The sequence below is a fragment of the Megasphaera coli genome, assembly GCF_900095855.1.
GTDB classification, from domain to species: domain Bacteria; phylum Bacillota; class Negativicutes; order Veillonellales; family Megasphaeraceae; genus Megasphaera; species Megasphaera massiliensis_A.
This window is the reverse complement of record NZ_FMIY01000002.1, coordinates 803,485-815,044: the sequence shown is the minus strand read 5'-3', so window position 1 is coordinate 815,044 and position 11,560 is coordinate 803,485. Positions and strand designations below refer to the sequence as shown.

Here is an 11,560-nt window from a genome sequence, read left to right as displayed (position 1 = left end):
ATGAGTATTTTGGAGGAGCGTATTAAAGATAAAGCGAAAAAAAAGAAAGTGCGTACGGAAGAATGGTTAGAAAGCTGCATTAGTAAAATACCGGAGTGTAAACTGGCTACTCATATAGGTAAGTTTACTCATCCTGCTACAAAAGTTTTTTATTGGTATAGCAGGCAAAAAACAGAAAATCTGAGATATATCATGTCTGATACAGTTGATTATCCGCTGGACATCACTGTAAATGCAGCGTATATATCAAGTGCAGAGTTATTATTGTCAGACTTGAAAGATGGGAAGAAAGTAATTGAGCATATATTAGCTGAGGATATTGAGGTTAGGACAGTTATTGAAAAACTAGGTGGAGATTATTCTCAATTATGTAATCATGTGAAACAGATAATGAATGATAGACCAAGTAATATAAAATCTGACGGAAGATTAAGACAAGTGTACTTTCCGGTTAACAATGGGTATCATTTGTTGACTGTTATGCCAGCTTCAGGAATACTGATGGAATTGCATAGACGGATTAGTAAGTTGATTGAACAAAAAAATAATTATCGGAGTGAAAAGATTACAGAAGATAAAGAAGAAAAAAAGAATAAAGATTATGGTAAAAGTTATTTGGAATTATTAAATATGACAGTTATCGGTTTTGGTGGTACAAAATCACAGAATATTAGTGGACAGAATCATTTGAATCATGGAGAGGCTAGACTACTTGAATCGTTGCCCCCTAATATAAAAGTTCGAACCATACGATTACCGAAGCGAGATTTTTGGAAGGAAAGTATACCTCGTGAGCAATATGCAGATTTGATCTACAGATTACAAGAACTGTTTTTGTTAGACCGGAACAACTTGAAAATCAGAACAGCCATAAGAAATGCAATAGATGCAATAATCGATGTAGTCATGTGTGTGCGGTATCAATTGTTACAAGAGCCGGCGGGGTGGACTGGACGAGATGCTTATAAAAGTTTGCCGCCTCGCTATAAAGCATGGCTTGATTGTAAATATAAATTGGAAGACGATGTGGAACGGGAACTTACAGAACTGAGCAAAGACTTTTCTCGCTGGCTTATTAAGTCTTATGAGCGAATGGTAAAAGATGCCGTGTTGTTGGGAGACGCAGAGTTTCAATTCTTTGCCGAACGGATGAAAGCCGTACTGAAAGAGGAGGTGACGTATACGAATGGCAGCGTACTTACTGATGCAAAACTTGGAAATTCATAATGCCAATGCCATGAGCAGTACTTTGACTATGGGTGTGCCGGCTATGACTGCCTGGCTTGGAGCAGTCCATGCTTTGGAACGGAACGTTACTGCACATGATGGCCTAAAGGCAGTAAGAATTCCCAAGGTTGCCGTTTCCTATCATCAAACAGATTTACAAGTGTATCGAGGATCGGGTGATTATGTTAACTCTATTATAGGTACAGCCAATCCTCTTAATGAAAAAGGGGAGAGACCTTCTTTTATTGAAGAACCGAGGATACATTTAAATGTATCTCTTCTCATGGAATTGCAGGGTATTAACGGCGATACGGAAGCAATATTTAAGAATGCAGTAGAAAAACAGTTGCCCTTAATGAAATTTGCCGGAGGTGATTTATTAAAAGTAGAGTCTGTACGTGTCTTATATGCTGATGAAGAAGACGAACGAAGTGAGAGAAAGATAATTGCGTCCTTAATGCCGGGGTTTGTTATTGTAGAACGAAGTGATTTATTAACAGAAGAGGAACGTGAGGAAGATGCCTTGGATGCGCTTATAAACTTTTTAGCGGTGCAGAATGAAGCGGTAAAATCAGAGTCCGGTAAAGTTTTAGAATGGAAGAAAAGTAAACGTGAGTCGGGATGGTTAGTGCCTGTGGCAGTCGGGTTTAAGGGATTATCTCCGCTTGGGAAGGTAGAAAAGCAGCGAGATCCCAATATGCCGCATCGCTTTGTAGAGCCCGTAGTGACATTAGGCGAGTTTAAAATGCCATATCGATTTACAAAAGTTGAAGACATGATGTGGCATTATGAGTATGACGAAGGTGAACAGTTGTATTTGTGTAAAAATCAGAAAATAGGAGGTAAGTGTTATGGCTAAGAAAAAGGATGGAATTGCATCGGTATTGGCATTTGAGAAAAAATTAGTTTTCTCTGATGGATATATGTATGGAACTACATGGGAGAATCGGGATAATGACAAAGAAACACCGATACGCTTGGTTGAAAAATCGGTTAGAGGGACTATCTCTCATCGGTTACCTGATTCAGTTACGGGAGATCCCGGTAAATTAAGCGCAGAAGTGGAAAAAGCGAATTTGCAGACCGTTGACAATGCAATGCTTAGTATGGAACAAGATACATTAAAATTAAAATTTACAGTAAAAGTCTTGCCCAATCCGCATATACCGTCAGCTTGCAATGATGAAACTCATTTAAAAAACATAAAATCTATGGGCGAAAAGTTTATACAAGAAAACGGTTTTCAAGAGTTGGCCAAACGCTATGCCATAAATCTTGCAAATGCACGTTTTCTTTGGCGAAATCGTGTTGGTGCAGAAGCTTTGGAAACTGTTATAACGATAAAAGGCACAGATAAAACGTGGACTTTTGATTCTTATAAACTACCATTAAAGAATTTTGAGGTCGAAAATTCGGATGTGAAAGAACTGAGTGAAATCATTGCCAATACATTAACCGAAACCGAAAAATGTAAGACCTTATTACTGGAAGTAACAGCTTTTGCTAAAGTTGGGAATGGGCAGGAAGTATATCCGAGTGAAGAGTTAATTTTGGATAAGAACAAAAATAAAAATAATGGAGAAAAAAGCAAGGTTCTTTACAGTGTCAATAATATTGCCGCCATGCATTCGCAAAAAATTGGAAATGCCGTTCGAACAATTGATACGTGGTATCCACATTATGATGAATTACCAAATGGACCGATTGCAATTGAAGTATACGGATCCGTCACAAATTTGGGGCGTGCTTTTCGCGGTAACAAGGCGGATAAAAAGGATTTTTATACGTTATTTGACAAATGGTCTTCCAATACTGATAAAGATTTGGTTAATGAAAATGATAAAAACTATGTTATGGCTGTTTTGGTACGAGGCGGTGTGTTCGGAACCAAAGAAAAGGAGTAGGACATGGAATATTATCAGGAAGTAACCCTATTGCCTGATGCAGAGATTCCGGTGCATTTTTTATGGACGAAAGTATTCACGCAGCTGCATATTGCCTTTGCGGATCGAAAAAATAAAACAGGCTGTATGGATTTCGCTGTTTCTTTTCCTGAGTATGCTGCAGTTGGCCCGGGTAGTAAACTCAGGGTTTTTGCAGATACAGAGGGAATATTACAAAGTCTGGAATTAAAATTGATATTGCAGCGATTCTTTGATTATGTTCATATTACACAAGTTAGGGCGGTACCTAAAAACAGGATTAAATCATATGCCGTATACAGCCGGTATCAAGGAGACGGCTCAGTACATCAAAAGGCGATGAGATATGCACGACGACATCCGGAAACGACTTATGAGCAGGCAGTGAAGTTTTTGAGGCAGAAAAAAGACAAAGAACGGTTTCCGTATATTCAGATGAAAAGCATTTCCAATCAAAATCAATTCAGACTTTTCGTCCAAAAAAAACTGGTTGACAGTCCGTGTGAAGGAGAAGTTGGAACCTATGGACTTAGTGTTCGAGCAACAGTTCCGGAATTTTAACCAAAATATTTTGCCAGTGCGAGAAGCAAGTAAAATACAGGCTTTGAAAGACGGGTGGAAAAAATTGGGTATTTTGGGATAATCCCCCGTAATAGTAGCTATAATCAGCATTTGTGTGATATAATGCTACTGTTAGCTGCCGCAAAGGCAGCTTAGAAATAACCGGTGACTATATCCGAGGCGCGGCGGGCGTTAGCTGCCGCAAAGGCAGCTTAGAAAAATGTAAACGTGCATCCATCACTATTGCCACCGTTAGCTGCCGCAAAGGCAGCTTAGAAACAGGGCGTTTTCCGTCATGCCGCGCGTGACGTGTTAGCTGCCGCAAAGGCAGCTTAGAAAAATCTGGGCATAAGAGATGGTCACCGTGTCGGGTTAGCTGCCGCAAAGGCAGCTTAGAAAATTTGATTTAGATACGAACTCTCCACCTTCACGTTAGCTGCCGCAAAGGCAGCTTAGAAATGTAAAAAATACGCCCTTCAAACAGTTCAATTGTTAGCTGCCGCAAAGGCAGCTTAGAAAAAGTAGCGTGACAGAAGTTTTCCTGACGAACCGTTAGCTGCCGCAAAGGCAGCTTAGAAATAAAGAACTGACGGCAACCGTTAATTTTATTGGTTAGCTGCCGCAAAGGCAGCTTAGAAATTCGGGCTTTCATGCTAAAAGAAATTGAGGAAGTTAGCTGCCGCAAAGGCAGCTTAGAAAAAGGGGGCCCTGAATCGGGGCGTCCTTTTTATGTTAGCTGCCGCAAAGGCAGCTTAGAAACAAGCAATGTACTGGCATTATGCCAGGCATAAGTTAGCTGCCGCAAAGGCAGCTTAGAAATGGCTCTGCTGCACGGGATCGCCGCGCAGGATGTTAGCTGCCGCAAAGGCAGCTTAGAAAGAATGCGGAAATACAGGCCTTTGCTATTGTATGTTAGCTGCCGCAAAGGCAGCTTAGAAAAACTGCACCACCTAAAATACTGCCTAACCAACGTTAGCTGCCGCAAAGGCAGCTTAGAAAATCTGAGCTTGCGGCTCAATAACTGTAACCTGGTTAGCTGCCGCAAAGGCAGCTTAGAAATTACGTCCATCGCGTTACTGTTTCCGCTTGACGTTAGCTGCCGCAAAGGCAGCTTAGAAATCCATGCTGACGCCGCCTTGGTTTTTGTCAGAGTTAGCTGCCGCAAAGGCAGCTTAGAAACGAAAGGAGGTGATGGGGATGGGAAACAAACTGTTAGCTGCCGCAAAGGCAGCTTAGAAAATACGCGCCACCATGCTATCGTCAACGGTCGTGTTAGCTGCCGCAAAGGCAGCTTAGAAATACTTATCAATCAGCCGGGCGTAATTGCCCGGGTTAGCTGCCGCAAAGGCAGCTTAGAAATGCAGCGGCCACAGCGACTCATGCCCGGAGATGTTAGCTGCCGCAAAGGCAGCTTAGAAATTTACCTGCGGAATTAAATAATCTGTGGACTGTGTTAGCTGCCGCAAAGGCAGCTTAGAAAATAGTCCTAACGGTTTTACGCGCTTTTTGCGTGTTAGCTGCCGCAAAGGCAGCTTAGAAATCTTGCTGCGCTTGCCACTCTGTCAGTGCCGTGTTAGCTGCCGCAAAGGCAGCTTAGAAAATTAGGTGCTACGGCTCGCGTTTCTGGTGGTCGTTAGCTGCCGCAAAGGCAGCTTAGAAATGACGGAGACGAGTAAGGCAGCAGGTCTACTCGTTAGCTGCCGCAAAGGCAGCTTAGAAAATCACCTACTTTACATACTGCAGCTGCGATATGTTAGCTGCCGCAAAGGCAGCTTAGAAATTTGGGAGTCCGTCCGGACGGCAGAGGCGTTGTTAGCTGCCGCAAAGGCAGCTTAGAAATTTGACGTCCATCCGTATAGACGCCCGCAGCTGTTAGCTGCCGCAAAGGCAGCTTAGAAAATAATGGTTACGGCAGAGCTCGAGCGTCGTCCGTTAGCTGCCGCAAAGGCAGCTTAGAAAAATCGGCAACCAATACAACGACCGCACGGGATGTTAGCTGCCGCAAAGGCAGCTTAGAAAGCTCAGATAAGCCATTCGCGCTACTCATCCGAGTTAGCTGCCGCAAAGGCAGCTTAGAAACAAAATCTTTTGGTGTCAGTCCGCACATTTACGTTAGCTGCCGCAAAGGCAGCTTAGAAATCGTTTATCGGTAACACGCCGCGCGCTCAAAAGTTAGCTGCCGCAAAGGCAGCTTAGAAAACGTAGATGTCATGACAGCCTGCGTCGTGATCGTTAGCTGCCGCAAAGGCAGCTTAGAAATTAACGCCGAATCAGAGGAGCTGCATAAACTGGTTAGCTGCCGCAAAGGCAGCTTAGAAAGGTTTTGTAAGTCCGATTACGCATATTGATGAGTTAGCTGCCGCAAAGGCAGCTTAGAAATAAACACTGGAGCAACAAAGCACAAGCAGAAAGTTAGCTGCCGCAAAGGCAGCTTAGAAATTCTAGCTCGCATCCACCGTGATATAATCTTGGTTAGCTGCCGCAAAGGCAGCTTAGAAATGCCGCGATATGATGTGGTCATTTTTAGACAGGTTAGCTGCCGCAAAGGCAGCTTAGAAAAAACTCATAGCACAAGTATCAGTCGCAAAGAAGTTAGCTGCCGCAAAGGCAGCTTAGAAATCTCAAAATGCTTGAGTAAAAACGTTGTGTCAGTTAGCTGCCGCAAAGGCAGCTTAGAAATTTCCGGGGAAACACTATTATGTTCCCCTTTAGTTAGCTGCCGCAAAGGCAGCTTAGAAAGGCAAAGAGTATGATACGGCGGACGGCCTCATGTTAGCTGCCGCAAAGGCAGCTTAGAAATGCATGGTAGAATACACGAACGGGAAGAAAGCGTTAGCTGCCGCAAAGGCAGCTTAGAAAATAAGCCCAGCACTACCAATGCCGAGCATCGGGTTAGCTGCCGCAAAGGCAGCTTAGAAATGCAACTATTGCAGCTTTTGTGCCGTCAAAACGTTAGCTGCCGCAAAGGCAGCTTAGAAATCGCTGTCATTAAAATCATCAAAGCTGCGAGTGTTAGCTGCCGCAAAGGCAGTTTAGTAATGCCGGTATGGATATTTTTTTACTTGTTAGTTGAATATTGAAAGGAGAGAAGTGTATGAAATTTGTAGTTTACAACGTGGCATTTATTGTCGGCATATTAGTAATTATGTATGATGAGCCGATGACGCTCGTTACACTTAAATTATTAATAGTAGGAGGTGCAATAAGTTTATGGGCAGTAAATTTAGTGAAAAGGCTTTACACGAAGTAATGACAGCAACGAAAGCGATTGTGAAACGGAGGCGGTTGATACGTACGGTACAACAGGCATGCACGGGGTATCACGGCGGAAAGCCTCGATTTGCATCGATGAAAGCACGTAAAACAGGCCGTATCCGGCTTGTTACACGGACCGGTATGGAACAAGTATACGGTTCTATGCCGAATACATAAAGAAACTGCCCAGTAAACTATTCATCTTTTTATCGCGATTTTATTACTAATGAATGAAGCATAATTCAGTATTAATGAATGATGTATAACGTTTATTATGAGGAGATACCGGAAGCGGAATATTTCCAAGAGTATATTTATATGCCGGTGAAAATATAGCCATATCTAAGTGTATCCAATTTTCTGAGATATCTAAATAGTGTGAGGCTATGATCGGCGTAATATTAGTATTGTCAACGTGCCGGTTTTATCTGGTATGATAGAATTATTAATGACGAGGGAGCTTAATTGCGCTATGACTGAGAAATTTAGTAAACAGGCATTAAAAGAGGTACTGACTGCCGCTGAGGCGGCCAAGATTTATGGCGTTAATCCGCAGACAATAAAAGATGCGTGCAGAGGAGTGCGTAAATGGAAAAAATTTAACGACGATGAGTACAGGCAATGTAGCTCCGGCTGGTTTGTGACACGTTCCGGGATGGATCGGCTTTTTGGAGAGAAAAAAGTTAAAAAATGATAACAAGAGCCGGACAGGTGAGGGCGAAAGCCCTCCAACTTGCTTCCGTCATAACACGTTTTATCCACCCTCAAAGTTGGTTGAAATAAGTATAAGAGGCCGTTAAGCCGGATGTTAACCGGCTTAACGGCCTCTTATACCAACACGAAATATCCTATAACCCTAAAAACAATATGGAAAGACGCTCCTGCCACGGTCGATGCTCAAGGCCCCGGCCATACGTCCGAATACAACGGCGGTGATGCGTCCTTCCATAAAGACAGTATAGCAAAAGAAGGGGGAAAGAACAAGAGAAACGGGGCAGCAGTTCAAGCAACCTATTACGAATAATGAATGGATTTGGATGCACCTTCTCATATAAATTGCCATCGAGGCGGAATATACGGGTAAAGGCTGGAAGGACTTGCGCAAGAAACTGCCTGATGTGTATACGGGAACTGTTAAAACACGTCATGGGAGAGTAGTACCGGAACAATTATTTTAGACGTGAATAAAAAATACCCACACGGCATAAACCACATGGGTATCGTTATTTTGTGTGGTGGACCACCAGGGGATCGAACCCTGGACACCCTGATTAAGAGTCAGGTGCTCTGCCAGCTGAGCTAGTGGTCCATGGCATGCCTCTCAGGCACGTGTATTATGTTACACTATCCGAAAATAAAAATCAAGTATGAAAATATGCCCTTTTTGCGAGCGGCGGACAGGGAGAAAAGGCTTGGCGGCTTGATTTAGAGGGAATGAAAACAGTATAATGAAACATACGGTTTTTATTTCGTAAAATGGAGGCAACAGTATGATTACTTGTAACGGAAGCGGCAATCTCGATGCGGTCGTCTTGGGGATTGATCATCGCCTGCGTGCTTTGTCGCGGTTGACGGATGCGGAAGGCGCGCTTATTCGGGCATATACGGAGAAAAATCCCGCCGCCTTTAAAGGCGGTGCCATTCATGTATTGCGCTCCGTCGTCGATGATGCGGTGAAGGTTTATTTTCTCGTCGGTATTGAAGAGAACTCGCCTGAGCGGGGGACGTTCCGCGAATTTATGTATGCCCGGAAAATTATGGCCGCAGCTATGGATGAAGGTGTGAGTGAACTGGCCGTATACATTGATACGCTCGACATGGACGTGGAAACACTCATTGACGGTCTTTTATACGATAATTATGCCTTCAATCGTTATAAGACGAAGGTCGACTCAAAGGTGCTGAAGAATATCAACCTCATTACGTCGAGCCTGAAGAGTAAGGATTTCAATACGCTCTGTTATGTCTATTCCTCTATTTACGAATGTATATATTTAGCCCGTGACCTCGTCAACATGCCGCCTAATGAAATGACGCCGCGCAAGTTCGTCGATACGGCGACGAGTCTTTGTAAGGGCGACGCCATTTTCGTGGAAGTCCTGAATAAGTGGAATTTGGAAAAGCGCAATATGGGTGGCATTGTTTCCGTCGGCAAGGGAAGTATGAATCAGCCGCAGCTTTTGTCCGTCGCCTATACGGGCGATCCGGAGAGCCGTGACGTCGTTGCCGTCGTCGGTAAGGGCATTACGTATGACAGCGGCGGACTTTCTTTAAAAAGCCGTACCGGTATGGAGCATATGAAGTCCGACATGGCCGGGGCCGCCGCGGCGCTGGGTGTTATTCGGGCTCTCATGCTACTGAAGTATCCCGTCAATGTCCTTGCCGTCATACCCTTGGCTGAAAATATTCCGTCCGGCATGTCATACCACGTTGACGATATTATAACTATGTTTGACGGTACGACAGTGGAAGTGAAAAATACGGATGCCGAAGGGCGGTTGGTATTGGCCGATGCCGTCGCTTACGCCCAGTCCAAGGGGGCACGCAAGGTAATCGATCTGGCAACGCTTACGGGTGCCTGTGTTACGGCTTTGGGCACGGTCAGGAGCGGTATGATCGGCAATGATCAGGAGTGGATGAATCGCTTCTTTACGGCGGCCGAACGGATGCACGAAAAGGTGTGGCAGCTGCCGGCCGACGAAGAGTATGAACGGCAGCTGAAGAGCGAGACGGCGGATCTCAAGAATGTCGGCGGTTCTGACGGCGGCGCCATTACGGCAGGTCTTTTTATTAAACACTTTATTAAAGAAAACACGTCGTGGATTCACTTGGATATTGCAGGGACGGCCTTTTGCGAGAAAAAGGACGAAAACGGGTATTACGGCGCGACGGGCGTCGGTATTAAGACGATATTGGCCTTGTTGCGAGGCGATAAATAATGCCTGCGGACTTACATATGCACACGACCTGCTCCGACGGCGTACTGTCACCGGAAGAATTGGCACGTGAAGCTCTTGCCGCCGGGCTTTCGGTTATAGCCATAACGGATCACGATACGCTTGCCGCATATGACGGGTCGCATGTTTATCCGCAGGAACTGCGTATTATTCGAGGCATTGAAATGAGCAGCGATTATGGGGGCGAAGATGTCCATATTCTCGGTTATTATGTAAATCCCGCCGATGCGGACTTGCAGGAGTATTGCAGCACCTTCAAAAAGAGGCGCTTAGAGCGGGCGCAGAAAATGATACGGCGCTGTGCCGCCCTCGGTTATCCTCTTTCGGCGGAAGAAGCGGAGTCCGTCGTGACGGGAAATACGGTGATCGGCAGACCGCATATTGCGCGTCTTCTCGTCAAGACCGGCTATTTTCCCGATGTAAAGACTGTCTTCGACAAGATTCTCTATCGCGGCGGCCCGGCCTATATTCCGTACGAACGGCACACTGTTGACGAGTGTATCGACCTCATTCACGGCGCCGGCGGCATTGCCGTCCTGGCCCACCCGGCTTTGGTGAAGAAGCATCTTGCCGATGTCGTGTCCTATCCCTTTGACGGTATGGAAGTGTATCATCCGCGCAATATAAGAAGGGAAGACGAGTTTTTGTGCATTGCCCGGCAGCGGGGGTTTCTTGTGAGCGGCGGCTCCGACTTTCACGGCACTGCAGGCAGATTCCCCGAGAAAATCGGCGTCTTTACGGTTGATGAGGCGGATGTGGCGGCCTTGTTATCTTATGGGAAGGGGGAAAATTGAGATGGACGTAATCGGATTTGTCGGACCCAGCGGTACCGGTAAGAGTCATCATGCTCTGGTCGTTGCCTATGACCGGCATATTGACGCTTTTATTGATGACGGCCTTCTCATTTACCACAATCGCATCATCGCCGGCCATTCGGCAAAAGACGAGCCCAATCGGCTGCGGGCCGTGCGCTGCGCCATTTTTTCCAATCCTGAAGCCGCAGCTGTCATGCGGGAAGCGCTGCACCGCATAAAGGCGGAACGCCTGCTCATTTTGGGCACGTCGAAACATATGGTGGAGTGCATTTGTAAGACCTTGACCTTACCTATGCCCATATCATATGTAACCATAGAAGAAGTATCAACAGCCGAAGAAATGGGCAAGGCCCGGGAACAGCGCCTGAAAGCGGGGCGCCATATTATTCCCGTGCCGACGGTGGAGCTGAAATCCCATTTTCGCGGGTATCTCCTCGATTCGGTTCGCTCTTTCTTCAGCAGGAATGTCGGCAATGAAGAATCCGAGTTTGAGCGCTCCGTCGTTCGTCCCGTATTCAGCTATTACGGCAAACTCATCTTTTCGGACAACGTCCTTCTGTCCCTCGTGCGCCATACGGTGGGTTCCCTGCAGGGCGTTGTAAAAATTAACAGGCTGCGTGTGCGGAAGAATGGGGATTCCCACAGTAACGGTCTCAATATTGAGCTCGCTTTAACCGTGCAATACGGCGAAAATATAAAACGTCTCATGTCCCGCCTGCGTAAGGAAGTGGAGGGAGAAATCGTTTACACGACGGGTATGACCGTGGAAGTTTTAAAAATCACCGTCCGCGATGTAGCTGTTAAGGAATGACGGCGGATAGCG

11 protein-coding genes, 1 tRNA gene and 1 CRISPR repeat array are annotated in these 11,560 nt (G+C 45.4%); of the genes, 11 read left to right on the top strand and 1 reads right to left on the bottom strand.

Going from position 1 to position 11,560, the window contains the following annotated elements:
- The 8 genes from BQ2674_RS04295 to BQ2674_RS04265 all read left to right on the top strand — a co-directional run bounded on the left by BQ2674_RS04295 (nucleotide 1) and on the right by BQ2674_RS04265 (nucleotide 7,989).
- A complete protein-coding gene (locus tag BQ2674_RS04295; RefSeq protein ID WP_075572609.1) occupies nucleotides 1–1,227 on the top strand; it encodes a type I-F CRISPR-associated protein Csy1 in 1,227 nt (408 codons plus the stop codon).
- Nucleotides 1,187–2,086 (top strand): type I-F CRISPR-associated protein Csy2, encoded by a 900-nt coding sequence (gene csy2 / locus BQ2674_RS04290; RefSeq protein ID WP_075572608.1) that lies wholly within the window; start codon nucleotides 1,187–1,189, stop codon nucleotides 2,084–2,086. The genes BQ2674_RS04295 and csy2 overlap by 41 nt, the downstream gene beginning before the upstream one ends.
- Nucleotides 2,079–3,131, top strand: coding sequence for a type I-F CRISPR-associated protein Csy3 (csy3, locus tag BQ2674_RS04285; protein WP_075572607.1), 1,053 nt, complete (start codon nucleotides 2,079–2,081; stop codon nucleotides 3,129–3,131). The genes csy2 and csy3 overlap by 8 nt, the downstream gene beginning before the upstream one ends.
- Before the next feature lie 3 nt (nucleotides 3,132–3,134).
- Nucleotides 3,135–3,710: a type I-F CRISPR-associated endoribonuclease Cas6/Csy4 gene (gene cas6f / locus BQ2674_RS04280; RefSeq protein WP_075572606.1), complete on the top strand. Its 576-nt coding sequence runs from the start codon at nucleotides 3,135–3,137 to the stop codon at nucleotides 3,708–3,710.
- A 131-nt stretch (nucleotides 3,711–3,841) separates the two neighbouring features.
- Nucleotides 3,842–6,749: a CRISPR direct-repeat array (repeat unit 28 nt; unit sequence GTTAGCTGCCGCAAAGGCAGCTTAGAAA).
- A 55-nt stretch (nucleotides 6,750–6,804) separates the two neighbouring features.
- Nucleotides 6,805–6,960 carry a hypothetical protein gene (locus BQ2674_RS08395; protein WP_159427198.1) on the top strand — a complete coding sequence of 52 codons (156 nt, stop codon included), beginning with the start codon at nucleotides 6,805–6,807 and terminating at the stop codon, nucleotides 6,958–6,960.
- Entirely contained in the window at nucleotides 6,921–7,142 is a 222-nt protein-coding gene (locus BQ2674_RS08740) for a helix-turn-helix domain-containing protein (RefSeq protein ID WP_075572605.1), read from the top strand. The genes BQ2674_RS08395 and BQ2674_RS08740 overlap by 40 nt, the downstream gene beginning before the upstream one ends.
- A gap of 295 nt (nucleotides 7,143–7,437) precedes the next feature.
- Nucleotides 7,438–7,659, top strand: a complete 222-nt coding sequence (locus BQ2674_RS04270) for a helix-turn-helix domain-containing protein (RefSeq protein ID WP_075572604.1) — start codon at nucleotides 7,438–7,440, stop codon at nucleotides 7,657–7,659.
- A 111-nt stretch (nucleotides 7,660–7,770) separates the two neighbouring features.
- Nucleotides 7,771–7,989 carry a hypothetical protein gene (locus BQ2674_RS04265; protein WP_075572603.1) on the top strand — a complete coding sequence of 73 codons (219 nt, stop codon included), beginning with the start codon at nucleotides 7,771–7,773 and terminating at the stop codon, nucleotides 7,987–7,989.
- A gap of 209 nt (nucleotides 7,990–8,198) precedes the next feature.
- On the opposite strand, the gene BQ2674_RS04260 is transcribed toward BQ2674_RS04265, so the two are convergent.
- Nucleotides 8,199–8,274 (bottom strand) — tRNA-Lys (locus tag BQ2674_RS04260).
- Nucleotides 8,275–8,455: 181 nt separating this feature from the next.
- Between BQ2674_RS04260 and BQ2674_RS04255 the strand changes: the two genes are divergently transcribed.
- Genes BQ2674_RS04255 through BQ2674_RS04245 form a run of 3 tightly spaced genes read left to right on the top strand, consistent with a single transcriptional unit; the run spans nucleotide 8,456 to nucleotide 11,548 of the window.
- Nucleotides 8,456–9,904: a leucyl aminopeptidase family protein gene (locus BQ2674_RS04255; protein WP_075572602.1), complete on the top strand. Its 1,449-nt coding sequence runs from the start codon at nucleotides 8,456–8,458 to the stop codon at nucleotides 9,902–9,904.
- Nucleotides 9,904–10,716 (top strand): PHP domain-containing protein, encoded by an 813-nt coding sequence (locus BQ2674_RS04250; protein ID WP_075572601.1) that lies wholly within the window; start codon nucleotides 9,904–9,906, stop codon nucleotides 10,714–10,716. The genes BQ2674_RS04255 and BQ2674_RS04250 overlap by 1 nt, the downstream gene beginning before the upstream one ends.
- A 1-nt stretch (nucleotide 10,717) precedes the next feature.
- A complete protein-coding gene (locus BQ2674_RS04245; protein ID WP_075572600.1) occupies nucleotides 10,718–11,548 on the top strand; it encodes an Asp23/Gls24 family envelope stress response protein in 831 nt (276 codons plus the stop codon).
- Nucleotides 11,549–11,560: the final 12 nt, after the last annotated feature.

What these genes read in the sequence shown, in the direction of transcription:
- BQ2674_RS04245 (WP_075572600.1), top strand. Translation starts at nt 10,718, where the DNA reads ATGGACGTAATCGGATTTGTCGGACCCAGCGGTACCGGTAAGAGTCAT.
- cas6f (WP_075572606.1), top strand. Translation starts at nt 3,135, where the DNA reads ATGGAATATTATCAGGAAGTAACCCTATTGCCTGATGCAGAGATTCCG.
- BQ2674_RS08740 (WP_075572605.1), top strand. Translation starts at nt 6,921, where the DNA reads ATGGGCAGTAAATTTAGTGAAAAGGCTTTACACGAAGTAATGACAGCA.
- csy3 (WP_075572607.1), top strand. Translation starts at nt 2,079, where the DNA reads ATGGCTAAGAAAAAGGATGGAATTGCATCGGTATTGGCATTTGAGAAA.
- BQ2674_RS04295 (WP_075572609.1), top strand. Translation starts at nt 1, where the DNA reads ATGAGTATTTTGGAGGAGCGTATTAAAGATAAAGCGAAAAAAAAGAAA.
- csy2 (WP_075572608.1), top strand. Translation starts at nt 1,187, where the DNA reads ATGGCAGCGTACTTACTGATGCAAAACTTGGAAATTCATAATGCCAAT.
- BQ2674_RS04250 (WP_075572601.1), top strand. Translation starts at nt 9,904, where the DNA reads ATGCCTGCGGACTTACATATGCACACGACCTGCTCCGACGGCGTACTG.
- BQ2674_RS04255 (WP_075572602.1), top strand. Translation starts at nt 8,456, where the DNA reads ATGATTACTTGTAACGGAAGCGGCAATCTCGATGCGGTCGTCTTGGGG.
- BQ2674_RS04265 (WP_075572603.1), top strand. Translation starts at nt 7,771, where the DNA reads ATGTTAACCGGCTTAACGGCCTCTTATACCAACACGAAATATCCTATA.
- BQ2674_RS08395 (WP_159427198.1), top strand. Translation starts at nt 6,805, where the DNA reads ATGAAATTTGTAGTTTACAACGTGGCATTTATTGTCGGCATATTAGTA.
- BQ2674_RS04270 (WP_075572604.1), top strand. Translation starts at nt 7,438, where the DNA reads ATGACTGAGAAATTTAGTAAACAGGCATTAAAAGAGGTACTGACTGCC.